Source organism: Empedobacter stercoris (assembly GCF_025244765.1).
Lineage (GTDB): Bacteria > Bacteroidota > Bacteroidia > Flavobacteriales > Weeksellaceae > Empedobacter > Empedobacter stercoris.
The window spans coordinates 2,386,281-2,407,406 of record NZ_CP104209.1 but is presented as its reverse complement, the minus strand read 5'-3'; the positions used below and the strand labels follow the sequence as shown (position 1 = coordinate 2,407,406).

The following is a 21,126-nucleotide window of genomic DNA, read 5'->3' as shown; positions in this document are numbered from 1 at the left end:
TTTAAAATAAGCAATATGAAAAAATTATTTTTAGGATTAGCTGTTGTTTCTGCTGTTGTATTAACATCTTGTGGAGGAAATACTGAAACTAAAGTTGCTACAGAAGCTCAAGAAGGAGCTACTGCATCTGAAGGAGCTGCGGAGTTTGCTGTTGACACAACTACGTCAATTGTAAACTGGAAAGGCGGAAAAACTTTTGATGATATCAACAAACCAGAAGAAGGTCACTACGGAGTCGTAAAATTACAAGAAGGAACTGTTAATGTAAATAACGGTGTTTTAGAATCAGGTAAATTTATTGCTGATTTTACTTCTTTCGAATCTAAAGATTTAGACGCTGATGCTGAAAGCAAAGGAAAATTAGATGGTCACTTAAAATCTCCTGATTTCTTAGACGTTGAGAAATTCCCAACTGCAACTTTCGAAATTACAGAAGTAAAAGCAATTGAAGGAGGTGATTACAATTCAGAAATTTCTGGAAACTTAGATTTCCGTGGAGTTCCTAAAAATGTTACGTTCAAAGCTAATGTAACTGTTGATGCAGATGGTGTAACAATCAAATCTGAAGAGTTCGGAATCAACCGTAAAGACTTCGGAATTACTTTCGTTGGAGGAGCTGGATCTATCATCAAAGACGAAGTTTTATTACAAGTAGATTTATCTGCTAAAGCTACTGCTGCAACAGAAGAAGCTGCAAAATAATCGGATTAAAAGTCAATCATTATTATAAAAGTCACCTATCCAAAATAGGTGACTTTTTTAGTTAATCACAGAAAATAAAAATTTCTTAACTATTTTTTGTGAAAATTAAATGAACTTAATTATATTCGTACTCATAATTAATAACATACATTAACAAAACAATGAAAACAATTAAGTTCTTCCATCCGGATGAAACATTTAATTATAATATTGAAAAATCTTTATGTAAAGTGGTTTTTCAAGGAAATAAAAAATGTTTGTTGGTAGAAATACATTCCACTGATGACTTAGAACATGTAGAAGGAGATTCGTTACAAAATGATTTTCCACAACTTTCTCTATTTATCGATGATTTCCCTTTAGATGTAGAATCTGTAGAAGAATTAAATGGTAAAAAAGTATCTATTCCTTATGGATTCGCCGAGGAAGAAGACGAAGAAGGTGAAATCGTAGAAGTTTATTACACCTCACTAAATGTTTCAGAAGAAGATTTTGAAACTGTTAATAACGACTTAGCATTTAGTGTAAATGAAAAAGGGGTTTTGACACTTAACTGGAAAGGTGAAGTGCAAGATTTCACAGAAGAATCTGATGGAGATATTCCATTTGAAATTAATTGTTCATTCGAAGAATTCGATTTTAAAGAAGATGATTACGAATAAGTACCATACCAAAACCTCTCAAATTTGAGAGGTTTTTTTAATCACTATGAATTATGAAAAAGTTTACATTAACGCACCGATTATTACATTGGACAATAGGAATTGGCATGCTGATATTATTTATCACTGGCTTTCTACGTATGGAGTGGATGAGTAAAAAGAAGCTCTCTTCACTTATTGTGCAAGAAACATCTAAAGAAGGGGTAAATCTTTCGGAAGCTACCTTAAAAACGATTGGTAAAAATTCTTTAGAACCAATGTGGGAATGGCATGAGCTGTTTGCCTACATCATTTTAGGACTGTTTGTTCTACGAATTGTATATATGGTTGTAAAAGGAATTCGTTTTCCAAATCCATTTAAACATTCAGCTCCTAAAGAAAAATTTCAAGGATTGATCTATCTAATTTTTTATGGATTAGTGTTGATGAATCTCGTTACAGGTTTTTACTTAATGTGGGGAGACGGAACATACAAAGAACAAATGGAAGAATTACACAAAACTGGAATCTATTGGTTTCCTATTTTCTTCCTGATACATCTTGCAGGAATTGTTTATGACGAAATCAGTAAAAAATCTGGTATTGTATCGAAAATGATTAATGGAAATGATTGATAATAAAAAAGGCGCTTCTACGAAGCGCCTTTTATCTATATATTATATTATCTTCCTTTCATAAAAATCCAAGCTAATAATCCCCAACCGATAATCATAAAAAGACCTCCAAGTGGTGTAATTGGCCCTAAGAATTTAAGATTTGCATTCCAATAATCTGCAAACGATAACAAGTAGATACTTCCTGAAAAAACAAATGTTCCGGCAATTAAACACCAAGCTGCAGAGCGTTCTAAACCACTGTTAAACTGGAAATACATTCCGACAGCTAACAACACAATTGCATGATAAATTTGGTAACGTACACCAACTTCAAAACTTGCTAATTTTTCAGCAGGTAAAAACTTTTTGAATGCATGAGCACCAAAAGCACCTAATATAACTGCAGTCATCCCATATAATGATGCAATTGTCAACACAAGATTTTTCATAATTATCTCTTTTATATTTATTCAGATTTCTTTTTTCCAGCCACAAAATCTTTCAGATAATAAGGCTCAAAATATGCAACATCTTCAAATGATTTTTGAGTAAATTTTTCTTCCGAAACACGAATCATATCCTTTGCAGATGGAAAAGCTTGCACAAAAGTAGCGTTTAAATGCGACAATATTTCTTGACATTTTTCTGCTCCATCACCAACAAAAATAATTTTCTTTCCTTTCAACTCTTCAAAAGAAGTATCGTCAATTACTTTTGCTTCGGTTTCTGTCAATTGATTTCCTTGTCTATCAAACAAAGCTGTATAAACCTCCATTCGTCTTGCATCAATCATTGGAATAATATAATCCACCTCTTGGTTAAGTTGTGATTCAGCTAAAATTTGCAATGAATTAATTGCCATCAACGGAATATCAGAACCATATGCAAATCCTTTGGCAGACGAAACACCAATTCGTAATCCGGTATAAGAGCCTGGACCTTTTGACACACAAACAGCGTCGATATCTTTCCAATTTATTTCCGCACCTTGTACACACCAATCTACAAACTGATTCAGTTTTTCGCCATGTGCATAGTTTTCTTCATTTTCTTCAACCAGACAAAGTTGAACGCCATCTTTAGCAATCGAAACTGAACAATTTTTTGTTGAAGTTTCTAAATTTAAGATTGTTGCCATGCTGCAAAGATACATCACGAAAATTAGATGATTTGTGTTTGATAAGATGATTTTCTATTGGAAATAAAGAAAAATTGAACTCTAATCCAACGTAATTGGAATTCCTGCATAGAAATCCAGTACTTTTTGTTTGAAAACGTAATTGTATTTTGCTTGTAACATTTGTGATTCTGCAACCATCAAATCATTACGTGATCGGTTAAAATCATATTGATTAATCACTCCTGCATTATACGATTTTTGTGCAAAATCGTACGAAATCTTAGCATATTTCACCGCTTCTTTCGATGAATCATACGAGGCATAAGAACTATTGACTTCGAAATAGGCAGATTGCACATTTTTCAAAATATCTTGTTTAGATTGCAGAAGATTAATTTTCATCAAATCTTCGTTAATTAATGCTTTCTGAATATTAATTTTGTACGAATATTGGTTCCAAATCGGAATCGAAACTCCTACGCCAAATACTGCTGTTACATTATGCCCCAATTGATCTAACAACGCATCTTGACGCAATCGCTTGTTGAAATATTGCAAATAATTTGTACCAAAATTGAAAGTTCCTGTTATTTTTGGGAACAATGATGTTCGTGCAATTTCTGTTTCTTTCGTAGCAACATCAATCTGTAATTCGGCATACTTAACAGCAGGTTGATTTTGATAAGCCGTTTCTACGACATCTTCTAAATGATACAATTGTGAATTGATATTATCTGGAATTTTAACATCCGTTACACTAAAATCACGGTAATCGTTAAGTTGTAACAACATTGCTAAATTGAATAAAGCACGTTCTATTTCGATTTGTGCATTGACTACTTCGCGCGTATTTGTCGCAACTTCAGATTCGGATTGTGCTACAACTGATTGTGCAACGCTTCCTGCTTTTAATTTCTTTTTATTCTGATCTAATAATTGTTTGGAAATATTTAAGTTTCCGACTGCAACCTGTTTCAATTCTTTGTTTAATAAAACAGCCAAATAATAATTTGCTATTTGAAGCGAAATATCATTTACTGTTATTGCCGTTTGAACTTTTGACGCTTCTAATTCCAAAGCTGCTTTATCTTTGTTCAATTGAACAACTCCTCCGCTGTAAATATTGATGCTTGATTGCACTCCCAACGAATGTGCAAATTGATAATATCCTTTTTCGATAACAGGATTATAGGTTCCAATTGTAAAATTATTATCCACATATCCCGAAACCGTAGGCAACCACGCATTATAGGTTTGTTCTAAATTTTTGTTGAATAATTCTTGGTTGATGGTATTTTGCTGAACAGTCAAATTATTTTTTGAAGCATATTCAATACACTTTTCTATGGTCCATTCTTCTTGAGCAAATGAATGAATTGAAGCTAAAAATGTTAAAGCAAAAAATAATTTTTTCATAAACTATTCTGATCAGAGATTTAAAGATATAAAATAAGTCGAATTTCTAATCAAAATGTTACGAAATCCGACTTAAAGTTTTTTAGGGTTAAATTATTTTAACCTTTAATTTTAGAAGCAATTGCAAATTCTTCTGCAAAAGCAGCAATTCTTTCTGCCACCTCTTTTTCCTCTGTTGCTCTTTCGTACGAACTTGACATCGAAATTAGAATTTGATGAAAGAAACGTTTCATATCATCTTGCGTCATATCTTTTGTCCACAAATCGATACGTAAAGCTTCTTTCGATTTATCATCCCAAACAGAAAGTAACATTGCTTTTGTTTCTTCGTGACTAATACCACCATCTGGCGCATTCCAAGTCATTTTTTCTGGCACGTGATTTTCGTCCAATTCAATCTCTACAGTAATATTTGTTGTTCTCATAACTTCTACTTATTTAGTTTATTTCACAAAATGGTAAACTTTACCATCAATTGTTTTTGTTGTATAATTTGCTGAATTATTTCCTTCTAATGCTGGTTTGTATTTCGAATCCTTGAAGATTTTCTGCCCATCCATATCATCTAATAAAGCTTTCAGTTCAACTTTAGGGTTCTCTTTCATGTATTGACGAATAATTTGCAAACCAATCCAAGCCGCAATTCTACCAGGAGAATCTTGTTCTATTTCGTTGTTAAATTTTGAAAAAGGACTTAATGCCAAAAATCGTTTATCTAACGAAGCATCTGAACTAAATACATAATTTTGTTCGACAAAAAAGTTCCAAATTTGTCCTTCATTGTCAATACACCATTGTATTTGTTCTGGCGTGTAACCAACTTTATATTCGTCTGCAGTATCTACTAATAAAGCATCTTGCAAAATTAATTTTTTCCCTTCGTAAATCATTTTATCAATAAATAATTGATTTCTTGGGCTAAATGTTACCACATCATTTGCTATCGCATCAACTGCCTGAGATGGTAAACGATTAAGATCTAAATTAATTCGCAAATAACGTTCAACACCAATACTATCATACAGCTTATTTTTTGAGCCTAAATAGGCATCCATTGCGATAAACATTAAGCCAGATTGCTGACTAAACATCACAGGATAATCGATATTTTGCAAACCTGATGAATAGGTATAAATAGTTGGAATTTTATATTCAGGAAAATAAAATTGGTAACGTTGAAACATTGGAGTCAACATTTGATTTAATTCTTTAAAATCTCCAAAAACTTTTCTTGATTGTCCATAAATACTCAATTCTTCTTTATTACGACGTTGGTTTTCCCAAATACTATCCGTTGTTTTAGCATCAAAAAAGAAAGGATAATCTTTTCGTAAAGTCGTTAATGGGATAGAGTCATTAAAAAAATCTTGGCTGATATCATGAATGTTTAATTGAACATTTTGTTCTTCAACATCTACTTCCCACGATTTCTCTTTTTTGCACGATGTAAATAAAATTAAACTCGCAAAAGCTAAGCCATATACAAATTTCATTGCTTGGTTATTTAGCTAACAAAAATAGTAAAATAATCGGTAGTATTTTCAACCCTAATTTTTTTCATAATCTGCTATCTTTGAAATAAATTATTACACTATGCAAACTGAAAAAGTTGTAGAATATATTGTTACTTGGTTGAAAGATTATTTGGAGACAGCACACCAAAAAGGCTTTGTGATTGGAATTTCGGGCGGAATAGATTCGGCTGTAACCTCAACACTTTGTGCGATGACAGGTTATCCTTTACTTAATTTGGAAATGCCTATTCACCAAGAAAAAAATCAAGCAGATAGAGCTAAACGTCATATCGAATGGCTGAACGAACAATTTTCTTCACCAATTGATTCAATAGAAGTTGATTTAACAACCACTTTTGATGCAATGGTCTCGGCTTTACCAAAAACGGAAACAACAGATAAAGTGAATTTAGCTTTAGCTAATACGCGTGCTCGTTTGCGTATGACAACACTTTATTATTTTGCTGGTTTACACAATTATTTGGTTGCAGGAACTGGAAATAAAGTCGAAGATTTTGGCGTTGGTTTTTATACAAAATATGGTGATGGCGGTGTAGATCTTAGTCCAATTGCTGATTTGATGAAATCGGAAGTGTATGAAATTGCACGCTTTTTAGGAATCAATACGGATATTCAGAAAGCTAAACCAACCGATGGTTTGTTTGGTGATGATCGTTCGGATGAAGATCAATTGGGAGCAAATTATGATGAATTGGAATGGGCGATGAAAGCGAAAGAAGCTGGACAAACTGCAGATGATTTTGAAGGTCGAGAAAAAGAAGTTTTCGAGATTTATTCGAGATTAAATCGAATCAATCAACATAAAATGGTTCCAATTCCGATTTGTGATATTCCTGAGGAGTTGATGAAGTAAGTTGCGGTAAGCGGTAAGCGGTAAGCGGTAAGCGGTAAGCGGTAAGCGGTAAGCGGTAAGCGGTAAGCGGTAAGCGGTAAGCGGTAAGCGGTAAGCGGTAAGCGGTAAGCGGTAAGCGGTAAGCGGTAAGCGGTAAGCGGTAAGCGGTAAGCAAAATTATTTTTTATAGTTTAAAAGCAAGCGAGAGTTTGCTTTTTTTATTTTGATGTGATGTTGAAACAAGTTCAACATGACTTCTACTTATTTATCATTCTGATTTCTATGACAAAACCAAGTTATTTTTATAAATATTTTGATTTTTAATTAGTGCATAAATCCGATGAATAATTTTATTTCTAACAGCATTTAAAACAGACATTTTATTTTTCCCTCCTCCTACCTTTCGATGATAATAAATAGCCAAGTCATTGTCTAAACGAATAGCACTCATTGCAGCTAAATGCAATAGTTTCTTCAAATCTTTATCAGCCATTGATGAAACTTTCGGTTTTCGCCTTATGGAAGTTCCAGATTGAAAATCAAATGGGGCTATTCCAGCATAGCAAGCCATTTGTCTTGGCGTATTTATGGTTGTAAAACCATCCGTTTTAATCAACATATTAAAAGCTAAAACTTTTCCTACTCCAGGGATTGATTGTATTCTTTTATAATGGTTATAAAGCTGTTCATCATTACAAATTAATTGATAGATTCTATCTTCGATCTCATTAATTTGTTTCGTTAATACATCGATTAGCTTAGTGTTTAAACGTAAAACAGCTTTGTCAACAATTGATTTTAAAAATAATTCATCTTTTGCTTGAGCTAGTAATCCAGCTCTTATTTTAACGCGATGTTTTCTTTCAGCATTCAATAATTTAATTTTTTCAATCACTTGAGAATTAGGTTTCCACTCTTGAAGATCCATATAGTTTTTCAGTAAAAATACAGCAATACGTTCGCTGTCAATTTTATCATTTTTACCTCTAACTAATCCCATACTTTTTTTCAAATGCAAAGGATTGATGACATAAACAGTAAAAGAATAGTTGACTAAAACGCTGTAAAGAATAGCGTTAAATCGACCTGTATTCTCCATTCCAATCAGAATTTCTTGTTTTTTATCAAACTGTTTGAAAAAATCTTTTATTGCTTTTTCAGTATTAGAAATGTTCTCAAAACGATTCTCTTTATTTACTTGAATACAGATGTCTAAAGTTAATTTACTCACATCAATTCCGATAACAATTTTTTCCATAAATTTGAATTTAATGAGAAGAGAAACTTATCAATAACTCGATTCCTTACTAATGGGTTTTAAGCCCGAATTTCTATTTGAGAATTTGATAAGAAAGAGTTGAGTCTTAATCAGAATATGAGATTATATAGCTCTGAACTCGTTATAGTGTACTCAAACTCTATTCTCTTCTTTTTTTATTACAATTTAAGATTTTCAAATCTAAAGGATCTTGTTGACAAATCTAATTCTGCGCCATTTGATCTATAAATTTTTAATTTACCACCTTTTAATTTATCAAATATTAATGTAGGATTAGTCCCTCCTAAAACAATTCCTGATGAATTTGAACTCTTATCTGCAACCACTCTTTGAATGTCATGCTGGATTTCATGGAGTATCGTTTCTCGAATTCTTTCGTTAACTCCTTCTTGTTCAAATTGTATCTTTCCAACATTAATTGCAATAGTTCGCTCTCCGTTAGTTGATTGATGGCTTCTTCCGTAAGTATCGTCTGTTCTGTTTGCATAGAATGTAACTTTTACTTTAGCTAAGTTAGGATAATTTTTAAATACTATCTCCAATAGAAGAAATATTCATAACTCCTCTAGAAAATGAAATATCCAAAATTGTATTTTGATTTTTAATCTTTAAAAATATTGGAGGCGTATCTCTGGGAGAATATTTTTCCATTATTATTCCTGAAAAATCTTTTTGTATTTCTTTAATTACGGCTTTTCTATTAGTAAAATCATCAAATAAATCACAGCCTTTCCAAAAAATGGTTACAAACAAAACAAATAATAGAATTTTTTTCATCTATCTAAAATAAACAAAAAACTCAGTATTGCTACTGAGTTTTTTTATGTTGTAAATAATAGGTTATTGCAATGTAAGCAAGTGCGATTCCGGATAAGTTTGCCATCAAATCGACAAAATCAAAACTACGATGTAATGATGTTAAAACGCCTTGTAAAATTTCGATAAGGAAACTAATCAAAAACGGAATTATCATCAAGCGTAGGTTTGTTAATTTGTAGCTGACAAATAATAATATCGTCATCAATCCAAACATTCCACAATGTACAACTTTATCTAAATTATCAATCTCCAAGAAGATTTCTAATTCTTTGATTGTACTTAATTTTGAGAAATTCTCTTGTGGAAGCAAGGTCAAATAAAACACCAAGCCTACATAAGCAAAGAATATTATTTGTTTTGTCTTATGCACCGATTAATTCACCGTAAGCAGCTGCGTCTAATAAAGCATCTAATTGAGAAGCATCTTCAATTTTCACTTTGATGATCCATCCTTTTCCGTAAGGATCAGTGTTAATTAATTCTGGTTCTCCTTCTAATTCTGTATTGAATTCTACTACTTCTCCACTAATTGGCATAAATAAATCAGAAACTGTTTTTACTGCTTCTACTGTCCCAAAAACTTCTTCTTGACCTAAAGTTTCTCCTTCAGTTTCTACATCAACATAAACGATATCTCCTAACTCTCCTTGTGCGAAAGCTGTAATACCGATAGTTGCTACGTCTCCTTCTACAGAAATCCACTCGTGATCTTTACTGTACTTTAAATTGTTTGGAATGCTCATACTGTTTGTTTTATTGTTTTTAATTTCCGAATGTAAAGGTAGCACTAAATCCGGCACGAATTTGAGAAATTGGAAAAGCTGTTGAAATTTTATATTTGCTCATCATCTGATCCCAATAGAATCTCAAGTTCAAATTCTTGCTCACATTATAATCTGCCGTCAACTTGAACGACATAATTCGTTGTCCACCTGTTATTTGCGAATCACCATAAATACTTGTTGGGGTATCTGGATTCTGTAAATCGTCAAAGTTATAAATTACTTTTCTGATTGTTGTTTGATTATCTCTTAACGAAAAATCTCCTCGAATATTCAAATCTCCTTTTACCGTTTTTTGACTTCCTTGGTAACGAATCTTCATCTTGAAATCTTTGAAAATATAACCAAATCCTATAATATATTCCGATCCATAATCTTCTGTATACGTATAATTTGTTGTACTTAAAGACAATAAACGATCTCTGTTATATTGCGCTCTCAACTGCATACTGTTACGGAACGTTAAATCTACTCCTAACAATGGCGAGAACGATTCGATCATCGTTACAGCTCCATATAAATTCTGCGTATAGAAATTTCCGTTCTCATCTCTTCCTGTCACTTGTCCGCCAGACATAATACCTGTATCTAACATAAAGTTTGGATTCGACTGAACTCCTGTTGCTGTATACGTTGAATTATACGCACTCGAAATTTCGACATTATCAAAATATTTATTGACAATTGGAATAGATTTTAAACCTGTATACGCCACTCTCCAGTTCGGAACTGGAATAGATCGATTGTATCCTAATTTTGAAGAACCTGCATCTTTTCCTTGTACTGCAGCTAAAAAGGCTGGTAAAAGAACATCAGAACTTCTTGCGTTAAAGCCTTCATAATATCCCATTCCATCTTTGTTTCCACTTCCTCTTTTTTGTGCTAAGCGCTCAGAAATAGTTTTGGTATTCGTTAAGAATTGATCAAAAATAGCATCACCATCTTTAAAAGCTGTTTTGATGTTAACTGTCGAAATATTAAGATTTGTTAATTCGTCTATGTAAGGATTTGCCACATCAAGATTAAATCCTGAATGATAAATACGGCGATCTTTCATGCGTTTTGCATTCAAATCTATTCGTAAATCTGGAATTGGCTCAATTAATGCTGTTGCATTAAAATCAGTTCCTTTTGTAATTTGATAAGCATCTGTCATCAACTCATCTCCTACAATTAAACCTCTTTCAACTAACTGACGTTTGATATCGAATTGTGTTCCGTATACAAAACCTAAACTTGGTCCGTTTTTACCATCAACACCAAAGAAACCTGGCTCGTATAATAATCCTGGAATTACAGCTCCGTTGCGTTGATTATACGTAAAATTCGCACGTTTTAATGATGATAAAACCATCCAACCATAATCTTTGGCTGTAAATTTATGTTTGAATTTGTACGCTGATTTCTTATTTGTTCGACGTTTTTTAGAGAATAATGTTGTGTAAACTGTATTCAATGAATCAATCTCTTGACGACGACCTTTCAAAATAGAATCGTAACGTTTGTAACCTTTAAATTCTGGATAGAATTTCGCGAAATCTAAATCTCCAATCAAATTGATTGAATTTGAATTCTGTGCCGTTCCTTTTCCTAAATTAACTGGTCGAGTTGAAGTTGATCCATCTGGATTAATCACTTCTGTTTCGAAATTACGATAAGCTGTCGAAGTTGCCATCCAGTTATAATTTGACGTAAAACCTGTTTCGACATTCATCCAATTTAAATACGGGAAGAATTTCAATGGTAATTTATAATTCACCTGAAATTGCTGATCATATTGCACAGGACGACCAATGGTAAACATGTTTTGCCAAATCATATCTTGATCTGCACGTTGGAAAGTCGTTCCATCATTCAACGTCATGGTTGAAGATGTTAAATCTAAACGCAATGATTTTGTTAAATCAAACCCTAAATTATATTGCCAATTGAACAAGAAATTGTTACTGTACGTTGGACGAATCAAACTTGAAGATCCACCTCCTAAATATTGACTAATATCACGGTATTGTCTTTCGCTGTATGTACGCGCAATTTCGGTACGGAAAGAGAATCGTGTTGGCAATGGATTGATATTAAACTCTCGAATAAATTGTAAATATTTGCTCGATTCTTCTTTTGGTTGAACCATTCTCCATTTTTTAAATGGTTCGTATGATTTCCCTCTAAATCCGTATGTATAATTCAACGAAGCTCTCAGTTGCTGATTAACGTTGTATTGTGTATAGATATCACGATAATAATTATCCGAATACATCATCGACAAAGAGAAGTTCGATGGATCATAAAAACGAACAGGATTATTGTTATTCGTTGATCTAACTTTGCGAACATTGTTAAATGCAAAACTTTTGTATTGCGTATAAGTTCGAACAACTTTTTCTAATTCAGCTTTATTAGGCGCTTCATCAAAAATAATATCGTTGTCTAACGGATTGTATTTTGGATCGACAAAACTTTCTTGAATCGTAAAATCGAACGGAATTTCCATTCCCCATTTCTTCGGTAAGAATTTGTCTAATTTTACTTGTGCATTCAAGGCATATTGCAATGATTCGTCTTGATTACGATTCGCAGGACCTTGATCTATCGCTCCAAATCCTACAGAACTTGTACTTCCCGAAACTTGAACATTGGCAAAATCTCCTAAATTAAATTGCACATTAGCTGCTGCTGCATATCCACCTTTGTTATCAATTTCGCTTAAACGAAGTTCGTTCACCCAAAGTAATACTTCTTTTTCTGAAGAGCCAGAAGTGTTACGTACCCCAATCATAATCGATGATACATTACCAAGTGTTGGACGTCCTTTTACGTAAACTGTTTTGTTTGGATTTTCTTGATCGAACGCAAAATTAAAACGTTGCAATGTACTGAAGCCATCTAAATCCCTTTGTTTTTTTGCATCTGTAAACAAATCTGTATTCAGATCAATAAAGTTTTCATCTGGCCAAACTGCACTTTCTGTTGTTGCGCTTTGAGGGGTGTACTTCAACGGCATTTCGTATTCGTAGTAGTTATCAGTATAATCACTACCTACACGAATAAATAATTTTGTTCCATCATCAACAGCATTCGACGTTCTGTCTAATAAGTTTTGTGCCGAAACAAACATTTGCAATTTTTTGTATCGTCTCAAATCTAAATTCGTATTCTTAAAAATTGCTTTTGATGTACTACCTGGTTTAAACTTCGCTTTCAATGTCATCGAAGCTTCGTTCTGAGATTGATATCCAATCGCTCCTTGCGTTTGCTCGCGATAAACTCCTGGAGGCATCATATATCGTGGACGATCAGTTCCGTTACGTTCAATACTTACTTCACCAACTTCTAAATCGTCGATATTTTTATCATCTTCGTAACCTTCTTGATTACTAATAATATAAGGGTAAATATTTTTTGTGTAACGACGCCATTCCGAACGAACTAAATCAAAAGTACCGAAACGAAGTGTTGTTTCTTCCTCAAACCCACGCATTACCATACGCATAAAACGAGCAGCAGTTAAAACGCTTTCCGCTTGTGCAATAGAGGCATCATTGTTCAACTCTTCTACTCCGTCTCCATCAATATCTAAATCGAAGTTATCAACAGGAATACGAACTTGGTACCATTTTACTTTCTGCGAAGATTTATCTGGAAATTCACCATCAACTTCTTTTCTTCCAACAATAAATTTATTGTTTGGATCTTCTAAACTTTGACGATCAATTTTTAAGGTATACTGATTATAATTCTCCGTTTGATCTAAGTTAAAGTCGCCATTAATATCTTCTGTATCTGGCACTAATGAAGAAGCGTGTAAAGGATTATCCGTTGAATTGTTTCCTTGAGGATTTCTAAAATAACGGTAACGATCTTGGACTGTATTTCCGATAGAAGCTCCTCTAAAACGATCATCTAAGAAGAATAAATAGTTATCATTTGCAGGATCTAATTCCCCTGTAACTAAATTATTACTTGTAATTCCGTATCGTTGAGCTTCTTCTTCATCGGTCAATCCATTGTATCCTAAATCTTGTTGTTTACGTGCTTCTCCTTCTGTATCGAACGCATATAAAATAGGATTCAATTGAGGTGTTAATCCCCATTTTGAAGAAACTGTAGCAGCTCCATTGCCTGAATGTGGCAATCCATTTTCGTACATCATTTCGCCGTCTTTCAAGACATCTTCCGAAACATTTCCTAAATGCACTAACAATTCTCCTTCTCCCCCTTTTCCATCTGCATATGGGTCCATCATCCAAAATTCGATGTATTCAACATTCGAATCCTTGAAGTTAGAAACCGAAATAGGTCGCATCATTGCTCCCCAATTTTTGGTATCTGTTGCATTTGGATTGATGTTATATGGACCACGTTCTTGCGGATAAAATGTCATATCCAATGTACTGATATACGAGTTGGTTCCTGCCATGACATCACGTTGATCAAAAAGTTCTTTCAACTTAACTCGACGTGCCATGTGCGATGACATTTCTTTATCTGACAAAGGTGAACTACCTCCAAGTCCATAAAAACGAGGATCTATCGAATACCATGACATCATACGACGACCATTATTAAAGGATAAATCGTCATTTTTCATTCCATTCGGGAAGAATGGGTGATAACCAGTGGCTGAATATCCCGCAGGTTTTCCTGGTGTAGATCCAAATTTCCATGAACCAACATCCAATAAACTGATACGAGATTGTGCATCTTCAAAATCATCAATGTAAGAATATCCTCCTGTAACATTGTTGACACCTGGCATTAAGTAAGCAGCTTCTGCCTGAACATTAATGTTCGACATTTCATCTGTTTTGATTCCAGGAATTTTATTGGTTAAACGCGTTAACCACTCAGCTTCTGAGTTATATTGTGTATTAAGTCCAAAAATAGTATTATTAACAGGTTCTGAACCAAATTGTGTTTTTTGTGTAACAGGACGTTCTTGGTAATTGATTAATGTACCTCCCAACATAAATTTATCGCTAAAATTATGTTCGACATTAATTCCCATGAAACGTTTTTTCTGTAAATTAAATGTAGATTGATTCTCTAATGCCACATTAATTGGTGCACCAGAGTTTTTCAATTGTTCGTTGATGATTTTTACACGTCCTAATTGATAATCGACTGTATAATCAACACCTTCTGTTAAGGTTGCTCCACCAGAAGTTACTTTTACAGAACCTTGCGGCACATTGAAAGCTCCTAAAGGAATACCATCAGAAACTGTTCCTTTGTAACGACCTTCTAAGGTATAACGATTGGCTAACTTTTCGCCAGAAAGTGTATTTGGTAATTGACGATAAATCTCATTGAAAACGTATTCTTGATTTTGCCCTTGTAACTTATTATCCAAATATTTACCAAAAGGTTCAACAGAAGTAAAAATAATATTTCCTCTTTCTGTGTCAATGGTAAGCCCAGACTCAAAATCGAATAAACCATCTCCTTTACTTCCATCAGGGTTTTGTTGTAATTGTCCGTTCGAATTTAAACGGTCCATATTCAACACTTGTAACAATGATTGTTCTGAAACGGCAGAATTTGGTAGATAATTTAATGTTCCTGAAGATTGTTCTCCATTATCTTTGAAATTTACATTTAACATAAAATCTTCACTCGAAACACCATAAGCATTTAACGAGTAAATATTTTTCATCATCAAATCCCACATTGGCGAAGCCACGTTTACAGCTGAATTTGGCTTAATTAATTTCGCAATAATTGGTTTATCTGTTTGATCAGACATTTGTCCAACGGTATACAATTTTCCAGGATCAGAACTTGTTGTATACTGAAAAGATACCGCTAATAAATCTTCACCATCAATCAAAGGTGTATTCAACGAAATATATCCCAATTTTGGATAGAATGTAAATTCTGATGCATCAAGTTTTCGAACGTTTTCGTTGACGATAAAGTTCTCTCCATCTTGAAATTGTTCTCCATTGTAAGAAAATCCATTCAAATAACTTCTTGCGTCACTAATCTTTGAAAAACCTTGCGAATTGATCGAATTAAATAAAGTATTGCTATCGTTATTTGGAGTTGAATTACTTTCGGCAATATCTCGTAAAGCAATAACCGAACGTCTTGTTTGCTGATTACCTCCAGATTTATCAACTTTCCAAACTTCTATTCGCTGGATATTGATATTACTGTTAACTGCAGGATAATTCGCTAAAGCTCTATCATAACTATTTCTGAAATATTGACCTAAGAAGAAGTGTCTGTTGTATTCGTATTTTTCGGCAGCAACTTTAAAATCTGTCATTACACCACCACCTTGTACCACGATATTTTTCGATTCCGAACGTTGTTCTGAGAAAACAGCCGATACATTTGTACGACCAAATTTCAGATCTGTTCGAACTCCAAAAAGTGATTGAGCACCTGTAATTAACGAAGTACTAAGTGGCATCGAAATATTACCAACCTCTATATTTTGTAAAATATCATCTTCACCAGCAAATGGATCCAACTTAGTTCCTAAGGCTTTGCGCCATTGAAGTTTCATTTGATTTTCGAAACCGAATCCAGCTTGCGTATCATAATTAACTTTCAATTGTAAGTTTTCACCTACTTTTCCCAAAATACTCAACTGCATACGTTGGTTAAGATCCATCGTAAGGGTTTGTCTATTTTGCGGCAAAAGCATCGGGTTATCAATCTTTTGTAAGAAAACCCCTAAGTCTAAATTAGCGTAACCTTGTGGTGTTAAGGAAATTTCTGAACCTCCAAAAATAGTTTCGAAAGCTTTAGACTTGATTCTAAAACTTGGTAAAATATTACTGTCCTTTTTCCCTTCTTTATCTCCAAAACGTTGCTCACGATAATATTGATCATTTGTTTGAGATTTAGTACGGAAGTAATTTTTCATGTCTTGATTCTGAACCAATGTCAAATACTCTTGACGTGTCAAATAAATTGGTTCGGAAACTAAACTTGTTCCTATTTGAGGATATAAGATATACTGACGCTTTATCGCATCGTACTGTACATCGTATGTTATTTGATTATCTAAAAACAATCCACCTTTTTGATCGCGCATAGGAAATTTGAGTGTATCACTTTCCTGTGCCATCACATCGCCCATAGCTCCCATTGCAAAAAGGAAACACAATGCTGCTATAGTAGAGCCTTTACGAATAGTTTTTGGTTCGTTATGAATCTTCATTAAATTTTCTTCAAGGTTTCTTTTACTAAGAATTCTACATCTGCATCTGGTTGATCTTGTAGGATTTTGTCCATGACTTTCTCTGCAGATTTTTTAGGAATTCCTAAAACTTCTAAAGCAGATAACGCTTCATTCTTAGATTTATTTTTGACCGAAGTAGAATTAACATCTAATATTAAACTTTGATCCAGTTTATCTTTCAAATCAATAATAATTCGCTGAGCTGTTTTGGCTCCGATTCCTTTTACGCTTTGCAGCAATTTGGCATCTTCTGTTGCGATTGCTGTAACGATTTCTTTAGACGATAAAGTCGAAATAATCATCATTCCAGAAGCTGGACCAACACCATTAACACTAATTAATTTCTGAAAAATTTCTCGTTCTTCTTTCGTTGCAAATCCATAAAGGATATGTGCATCTTCGCGAACAATCAAATGTGTGAAAATTGTAACCGCTTCTTCGTGTTCTAAAGTAGAATAGGTATTCAGTGAAATATTAACCCAATATCCTACACCATTGCAATCTATTACTGCATTTGTTGGATAAATCTCGATTAATTTACCTCTTAATTGTGTTATCATTTTGACGTTTATTTAGTTACACTATATAGAGTGATAACGTCAAAAATACAATTTATTTTGGAAGGGTGTAAATAGTTTATTTGTTAGAATCTAATTTTAATTGTAAGGATTGTAATAATCGATTTTCGAAGTCAGAAATAATACTTTTTGCCAAGAAATTGACATACCAATTTAATTTAGTAAGGAATATTTATAACTTCTCCTTGATTTTTTAATAAAAAATGATTCTCTGGATTGTTTACATCAATTTCTTGATTAGGATATAAATGATAAATACCTATATTTTTAGTATCTATTACTAATTTCGTATTATTTGTATTTCTATAAATCCATGGATTTAAAAAAGTCCATTCTACATTTTTTATCTTAGCTAAATCATCTAAATCTCCTGTATCACCAGAAATATAAATCTTCTTATTATGCCATTTAATTAAATATGAATAATGTTTATACGAAATACCAAAAACTTTATGTTTTGTCTTAAAAGCTTTAATTTCAAAATTTGGAATTGACTCATGTAACTTCACTAATTTGCTAATATTCCAAGGACCGAACTTCTGTCCATTATATCTTTTCACAATTTTTTTAGAATAATGATCTGAATGTTTATGTGTAAAAATAAAAATAGATTTATTCTTAACCTCTTCAATTTCTTTATCATCATATTTCATATAGTTGTGAGCTCCTGATTTATATGGAAAATCTATATAAAAATTATTTATTCCATCTGTCATATGAAATCCACAATTTCCTATAAACTTGATTTTAATTTCTTTCGACTGCCCAAATCCTAAATTAGATAAAAGAATAAAAACAATAACCAATCCATTCTTAAAATAAAAACTATTCATTTTTAATTACTTATTTATATAAATAAAGCTAAAATAAGCTTATTTAAATATAAAACAACATAGTAAATACAAAATAAATAAAATCCTCTAAGAAAATCAATAAAGTTCTACATACAATGCTCATCCATTCCATTTAACTGAAGTGCTTCTTTGGCTGGTGAGATAAACGGAATATCTAATTCTAATCCGCGAAGAATAAATAATACACCAAGTATTAAGGTGATGATTGGTAAGATTTTTAAAATGGTTTGTCGTTGTTTGACTGATAAAAAATTACCAAATAAAACGGTTGCAAACATTAGTGGTAATGTTCCAAGTCCGAAAAAGAACATGAACATGGCGCTTTTGTAAACCGATCCTAAACCAATAGCTGCAGTTAAAGAGGCGTAAACCATTCCGCAAGGTAATAAGCCATTTAATAGACCAACTATATAAAGTGAAGAAGAATCTTTCTTGATTAAGAATTTACCAAGAGAGATTTTTACTTTTACCATCAAGGCGTTTACTGGACGAAGCTGAGATGCTCCGTTTTCGTAGAATTTCGGAATCATGACCATAATAATCATTAGCACTCCAATCAATATACTTAGGTAGTTTTGTAAACCCACAAATGTAAATGATTCGCCAATTAGTCCTAAAATTGCGCCTAAAATCGTGTAAGTGGTTACACGTCCCAATTGATAAGTGAGATTGCGAAGTGTAAATTTTAGTTTGTCTTGGGATTTTAATCCCAAAGATAAAGCAATAGGTCCGCACATCCCTACGCAATGCAGGGACGATGTAAGACCTATAGATAATGCTATGATAACTATTGTGGAATCCATCGAATGGACTTTTTAATCAAGTATGTTTGATTATTTTCCTTCCAGCTTAATGTTAATTCATATTCTCCGTCTATTAACTTAACAGAAGGTATTAAGAAATTTTTTCGGTCAGATAATCTGATGTTAGTTTTGATATCTTTAGTTTCGTCTGCGTTTCGCATCAAAAAAATATCTCCTTTAAAATCTGCCGCAGTAGTTGCTGGAAATTGAAACAAAAGTCCATTTGCTTGTACAATTACTTCTGGCTTTTCGGCTAAAGCATTTGCACGTTTCTCTGCGTTGATTTCGTCTTGAAAATGTATTTCTTTTTCGTAGTAATTTTCCGTTACCATTCCGCCTGTATCTCCTGCAAAATATAGCAATGATAGGATAAATGTCATAAAACATCCTAAGGCAATTGCTACATAATGTCCCCAATTTAACTTCATATTTATTAATATTTGAATGGAGCTGAGAAGCTCGTTTCGTATTTATCGATTACTTTTCCTTTTTGATTGATCAATCCAATGACCACTTTTTCTTTGTACGATTTTACTTCATTTGTTGGAATTTTCAAGAAGAATTTCCCTTGAATGATTTGACCTTTTTCCATGTTCAATTTATTAACACCTTCGTACATTTCTACTTTTGAATCTTTGTGTGATAATAATTCTATTGATACAATTTGGTCGGCATTTGTTTTGTTGTATAATGTATATTCAAATTGATTGACGTAATATTGACCTTCTACTTTATAATCTGTTCCTGGTACTTTTAGGTATTTAGACTCTACATCTGAACGAGAGAAAAGGAAAGCTGTCATAGCACCAATCAATAATAACAAGGCAAATGTGTAAGCTGCTAAACGTTTTGAGAATTTGAATTTCTCTCCACGTTTGATATCATCTTCAGAAGCATAACGAATCAATCCTGTTGGTAAACCAACTTTTACCATTACTTCGTCACATGCATCGATACAAGCTGTACAGTTGACACATTCTAATTGGATTCCGTTACGGATATCAATACCAGTTGGGCAAACAACTACACATTGTCCACAGTCGATACAATCTCCTTTTCCAGCAGCTTTACGATCTTCATTCTTTTTGAATTTTGCACGTCCAGCTGTAGATTCACCACGTTTGAAATCATATGTTACATTAATTGTATGCGAATCAATAAGTACACCTTGAAAACGTCCGTAAGGGCAAACCAACGTACAAGCTTGTTCTCGGAACCATGCAAATACAAAGTAAAACATTCCAGAAAAGATAACTAATCCAATCAATGTCCCGATATGTTCTGCTGGACCGTCAAGAATAACTGCGTATAAAGCATCTGCTCCAATAATGTAAGCTAAGAATACATTTGCTATGATAAATGAAATGATAGCGAAGATGGTCCATTTTAATAGTTTTTTACGAATTTTTTCTTCGTCCCATTCTTGTTTATCTAATCTCATTTGTTTTGCTCTGTCACCTTCTATGGCATATTCTATTTTTCGGAAAACCATTTCCAAGAATATTGTTTGGGGACATACCCAACCACAAAACAACCGTCCATAAGCCATGGTAAATAATACGATAAAAATAATGGTCGTAATCATTCCGATAGCTAACAAGAAAAAGTCTGAGGTAAAGAAAGGGAAACCGAATAAAATGAATTGACTTTGTAAGACATCAAATTTGAACAAAGGATTTCCGTTTGGTAATTTAAAAAAGGGTGTTAAGATTAATATTGCTAACAATACATAACTAACGTATGTCCTATAATTAGTAAACTTACCTTTTGGTTTTTTAGGATATACCCATTTTCGTTCTCCTGTTCTTTCCATTGTTCCAATGGAAGTACGAACGTCTTCGTTCATTTGGTTATTATCCTCCAAATAATCGTTTAAATTAAATTCATCTTTTGGGTCAGAATTTTGAACACTCATTGTCGTGAATTTTAAATGTATACAAATTTACGACTAAAAAT

General features: G+C 33.0%; 20 protein-coding genes. 4 read left to right on the top strand and 16 right to left on the bottom strand.

Features of this window, described 5'->3' with window-relative positions:
- Window positions 1-15 precede the first annotated feature (15 nt).
- The 3 genes from NZD85_RS11390 (at window position 16) to NZD85_RS11380 (ending at window position 1,978) form a co-directional block, all read left to right on the top strand.
- A complete protein-coding gene (locus NZD85_RS11390; protein WP_260541892.1) occupies window positions 16-702 on the top strand; it encodes a YceI family protein in 687 nt (228 codons plus the stop codon).
- A 161-nt stretch (window positions 703-863) separates the two neighbouring features.
- Entirely contained in the window at window positions 864-1,364 is a 501-nt protein-coding gene (locus NZD85_RS11385) for a hypothetical protein (protein ID WP_171623350.1), read from the top strand.
- Between the two features lie 53 nt (window positions 1,365-1,417).
- On the top strand, window positions 1,418-1,978 hold the full coding sequence (locus NZD85_RS11380) for a cytochrome b/b6 domain-containing protein (RefSeq protein WP_260541891.1): 561 nt from the start codon (window positions 1,418-1,420) through the stop codon (window positions 1,976-1,978).
- A gap of 47 nt (window positions 1,979-2,025) precedes the next feature.
- On the opposite strand, the gene NZD85_RS11375 is transcribed toward NZD85_RS11380, so the two are convergent.
- The 5 genes from NZD85_RS11375 to gldB all read right to left on the bottom strand — a co-directional run bounded on the left by NZD85_RS11375 (window position 2,026) and on the right by gldB (window position 5,989).
- The gene (locus NZD85_RS11375; RefSeq protein WP_171623348.1) at window positions 2,026-2,409 is read right to left on the bottom strand and encodes a DUF423 domain-containing protein; all 384 of its coding nucleotides are present in this window, start codon (window positions 2,407-2,409) and stop codon (window positions 2,026-2,028) included.
- Between the two features lie 17 nt (window positions 2,410-2,426).
- Complete coding sequence (tsaB, locus tag NZD85_RS11370) at window positions 2,427-3,098, bottom strand: tRNA (adenosine(37)-N6)-threonylcarbamoyltransferase complex dimerization subunit type 1 TsaB (protein WP_260541890.1); 672 nt, start codon at window positions 3,096-3,098, stop codon at window positions 2,427-2,429.
- Between the two features lie 81 nt (window positions 3,099-3,179).
- Window positions 3,180-4,496 (bottom strand): TolC family protein, encoded by a 1,317-nt coding sequence (locus tag NZD85_RS11365; RefSeq protein ID WP_171623346.1) that lies wholly within the window; start codon window positions 4,494-4,496, stop codon window positions 3,180-3,182.
- 98 nt (window positions 4,497-4,594) lie between these two features.
- Window positions 4,595-4,921 (bottom strand): gliding motility protein GldC, encoded by a 327-nt coding sequence (gene gldC, locus NZD85_RS11360; protein WP_171623345.1) that lies wholly within the window; start codon window positions 4,919-4,921, stop codon window positions 4,595-4,597.
- 18 nt (window positions 4,922-4,939) lie between these two features.
- A complete protein-coding gene (gene gldB / locus NZD85_RS11355; protein ID WP_260541889.1) occupies window positions 4,940-5,989 on the bottom strand; it encodes a gliding motility lipoprotein GldB in 1,050 nt (349 codons plus the stop codon).
- 100 nt (window positions 5,990-6,089) lie between these two features.
- Here gldB and nadE point away from each other — a divergent pair, with 100 nt between their 5' ends.
- Complete coding sequence (gene nadE / locus NZD85_RS11350) at window positions 6,090-6,884, top strand: NAD(+) synthase (protein WP_260541888.1); 795 nt, start codon at window positions 6,090-6,092, stop codon at window positions 6,882-6,884.
- A 259-nt stretch (window positions 6,885-7,143) separates the two neighbouring features.
- On the opposite strand, the gene NZD85_RS11345 is transcribed toward nadE, so the two are convergent.
- The 11 genes from NZD85_RS11345 to ccoG all read right to left on the bottom strand — a co-directional run bounded on the left by NZD85_RS11345 (window position 7,144) and on the right by ccoG (window position 21,085).
- On the bottom strand, window positions 7,144-8,121 hold the full coding sequence (locus NZD85_RS11345) for an IS110 family RNA-guided transposase (RefSeq protein WP_260541887.1): 978 nt from the start codon (window positions 8,119-8,121) through the stop codon (window positions 7,144-7,146).
- A 179-nt stretch (window positions 8,122-8,300) separates the two neighbouring features.
- Window positions 8,301-8,684, bottom strand: coding sequence for a hypothetical protein (locus tag NZD85_RS11340; RefSeq protein WP_260541885.1), 384 nt, complete (start codon window positions 8,682-8,684; stop codon window positions 8,301-8,303).
- The gene (locus NZD85_RS11335) at window positions 8,668-8,919 is read right to left on the bottom strand and encodes a hypothetical protein (protein ID WP_260541884.1); all 252 of its coding nucleotides are present in this window, start codon (window positions 8,917-8,919) and stop codon (window positions 8,668-8,670) included. Before NZD85_RS11335 ends, NZD85_RS11340 begins: the two co-directional genes overlap by 17 nt.
- Before the next feature lie 31 nt (window positions 8,920-8,950).
- Entirely contained in the window at window positions 8,951-9,331 is a 381-nt protein-coding gene (locus NZD85_RS11330; RefSeq protein WP_188319276.1) for a VanZ family protein, read from the bottom strand.
- The gene (gcvH, locus tag NZD85_RS11325) at window positions 9,324-9,704 is read right to left on the bottom strand and encodes a glycine cleavage system protein GcvH (RefSeq protein ID WP_038335019.1); all 381 of its coding nucleotides are present in this window, start codon (window positions 9,702-9,704) and stop codon (window positions 9,324-9,326) included. Before gcvH ends, NZD85_RS11330 begins: the two co-directional genes overlap by 8 nt.
- A gap of 19 nt (window positions 9,705-9,723) precedes the next feature.
- A complete protein-coding gene (gene sov / locus NZD85_RS11320; protein WP_260541883.1) occupies window positions 9,724-16,914 on the bottom strand; it encodes a T9SS outer membrane translocon Sov/SprA in 7,191 nt (2,396 codons plus the stop codon).
- Window positions 16,914-17,495: a Holliday junction branch migration protein RuvA gene (ruvA, locus tag NZD85_RS11315; protein WP_171623849.1), complete on the bottom strand. Its 582-nt coding sequence runs from the start codon at window positions 17,493-17,495 to the stop codon at window positions 16,914-16,916. The genes sov and ruvA overlap by 1 nt, the downstream gene beginning before the upstream one ends.
- Window positions 17,496-17,671: 176 nt before the next feature.
- On the bottom strand, window positions 17,672-18,346 hold the full coding sequence (locus NZD85_RS11310) for an MBL fold metallo-hydrolase (RefSeq protein WP_260541880.1): 675 nt from the start codon (window positions 18,344-18,346) through the stop codon (window positions 17,672-17,674).
- A 107-nt stretch (window positions 18,347-18,453) separates the two neighbouring features.
- A complete protein-coding gene (locus tag NZD85_RS11305; RefSeq protein ID WP_260541878.1) occupies window positions 18,454-19,170 on the bottom strand; it encodes a sulfite exporter TauE/SafE family protein in 717 nt (238 codons plus the stop codon).
- Window positions 19,155-19,598 carry a FixH family protein gene (locus NZD85_RS11300; protein ID WP_171623847.1) on the bottom strand — a complete coding sequence of 148 codons (444 nt, stop codon included), beginning with the start codon at window positions 19,596-19,598 and terminating at the stop codon, window positions 19,155-19,157. Before NZD85_RS11300 ends, NZD85_RS11305 begins: the two co-directional genes overlap by 16 nt.
- Before the next feature lie 5 nt (window positions 19,599-19,603).
- Complete coding sequence (gene ccoG / locus NZD85_RS11295) at window positions 19,604-21,085, bottom strand: cytochrome c oxidase accessory protein CcoG (RefSeq protein ID WP_225540324.1); 1,482 nt, start codon at window positions 21,083-21,085, stop codon at window positions 19,604-19,606.
- Window positions 21,086-21,126: the final 41 nt, after the last annotated feature.